Annotated in this window: 2 protein-coding genes; both read left to right on the forward strand. The window is 53.7% G+C overall.

Annotation, left to right across the window (positions count from 1 at the left end):
• The first annotated feature begins 96 nt into the window (after positions 1–96).
• A complete protein-coding gene (locus tag B5G42_RS17460; RefSeq protein WP_025544199.1) occupies positions 97–465 on the forward strand; it encodes a TnpV protein in 369 nt (122 codons plus the stop codon).
• A 23-nt stretch (positions 466–488) separates the two neighbouring features.
• A partial coding sequence (locus B5G42_RS17465; RefSeq protein ID WP_140399887.1) for a class I SAM-dependent methyltransferase occupies positions 489–2,191 on the forward strand: 1,703 nt, incomplete at its 3' end.

The following is a 2,191-nucleotide window of genomic DNA, read 5'->3' on the forward strand; positions in this document are numbered from 1 at the left end:
CACATCTGGGTACGGCAGTAACCGCCCTTTCCAAAGGTATCCTGTTAGAAGTAGAACGGAACATCAAGATTATCAATCGTGAAAGGATGGCACAACATGAGCAAACCGAATATCAATCTGAAATACAGGGAGCAGGACGGGATGATGCTTCCCGATCTGCAAATCTCCAACAGCAGCGAAGCAGATCAACCCCTGGGCAGGTACGGCCGGATGGCCCTGGAATACCTCAGAGAGAATCACCCGGAGCGATTTACGACTTTGAAAATGGATGGCAGTCTGATGGAGATCATGCACCGGGTACAGGACGAGGCGACCGAGAAGATCGAAGCCCTGACGCAGCAAATGCTCCAGCAGGAGCCGCTTCCGCAGACCGAGGACATCATGGAGCGGACGCGACACCTGAACAGTCTGAAACTGATGGCGGAGGAAACCGTACTCCAGAGCGTAGTCCTGATTCCCCGCTGACCGAAGAACAGCCAAATACAGAAGTGGCGCTGAGCGCCGCACCTGTGGGAGAGCCGTCTGAAAAGGACGGCTCTTTTTCTGTTCCTGCGGAACAACCGACACGCCATTTTACCGATGCAGAAGTCCGGCGCAATTATGAGTACATCCTGACCAGCACCAATCTATACCCCCCAGAGCTGCACAGCGCGGTTCGCAGCGTATTGTCAGAACCGCCGCTCAATCCTGACTGGTCAGACAAAGGGCGGCAGATTGCGGCTCTCTTTACTCCCTATGGCGACCGTGAATATCAGGGCGATCTTCTCTATCGTACCCGGCTGCATGGTGAAGATGGCATTTCATTTTTCTTTGATGAAGGCTATACCTACATTCCCTGGAACGGACTGGCGTTTTTACTGGACGCCATGATCGAGGACGGCGACTATCCCAATCCTGTCGCAGAGGAGCAGCCTGATCCCATCGGGGATTATAACATCCCTGATGAAGTTGATGAAATGGGCGGTCCTCACCGGCAAATGACCATCGGAGAAGCGGATTTCGATTATGTCCTGGATTCTGTTGCCTATGAAGCCGGAGAAACCGTAGTGGAACCGGTCAAGCCACCGGCGATTGTTCAAATGGAAAACGACACACCAGCAGCCGGTGACGAGCCTGCATCCGTTCCTGACGAGAATCCCCATGCTATTGTGGAGGCCCCCGAAACGGCTCTCCCCACAGATACAGCGGAGCAGCCTGCACCGCCGCCCGTCAAGGGAAACACGACGGCGCACAAGAATTTCCGCCGCTTTCAAGAGTTGTTCCCGGAGATTGTGTCCGGTCAATATGAGTATCTGCGGCTGGAGGCCGGAGAAGCCTACTACCCTCTGGTCATTCACCATAAATACGGTTCCCATTACTGCATGGAGCATTACTATATCCTCTCCCCCCAAGAAGCTGCCGACATGGACGATCTGGAGGACACGCAATACCGGCTGGAAAAAGAGTTGGAAGAACTGCGCCCCATTCGCGCCTTTGTGCGAATGGGCGATGGTACAGCAGCAGAGGCGCCCGCAGTTATGGATGAAGCCACCCCCACTGATCTGGCGCCCCTTCGTGAGCCGCCTGCGGCGCCGCAGGTCGCCGCACACAACTTCCGTTTTTCCGAGGACTATGACCTGTATCCAAGTGGGGCAAAGACCAAATATAAAAACAATGTCATGGCGATCAAGCTGCTCAAGCAGATTGAGCTGGAAAAGCGGACAGCGACACCAGAAGAACAAATCATCCTTGCCCGTTATGTCGGTTGGGGTGGGCTTGCCAACGCTTTCTCCAGTACGGCCTCTGGTTGGGAGAACGAATATCAGGAGTTGAAGTCCCTGCTGACTGATGTGGAATACAAGGCGGCCATGAACTCCACCATTACAGCCTACTACACCGAGCCTGACCTGATCCGGCACATTTACCGCGCTCTGGAACGGTTTGGCTTTGAAGGTGGTCCCGACAGAAAAATCCTGGACCCCGGTATGGGAACCGGCAACTTCTATTCTGTGCTGCCGGAGCAATTTCAAGGGAGCAAGTTGTTTGGCGTAGAGTTGGATTCCATTACCGGCAGAATCGCAAAGCAGCTCTACCCTGATGCGGATATTTCCATCATGGGATATGAAGCCACCAAATTTGAGGACAACAGCTTTGATGTGATTCTGGGCAATATCCCGTTCAACTCCGTGAAAATCTATGACCGGCGCTACAA

The organism is Flavonifractor sp. An91, from assembly GCF_002159225.1.
Lineage (GTDB): Bacteria > Bacillota > Clostridia > Oscillospirales > Oscillospiraceae > Flavonifractor > Flavonifractor avicola.

Bases quoted from the DNA above. Each gene is read 5' to 3' on its own strand.
- B5G42_RS17460 (WP_025544199.1), top strand. From the start codon at position 97: ATGAGCAAACCGAATATCAATCTGAAATACAGGGAGCAGGACGGGATG.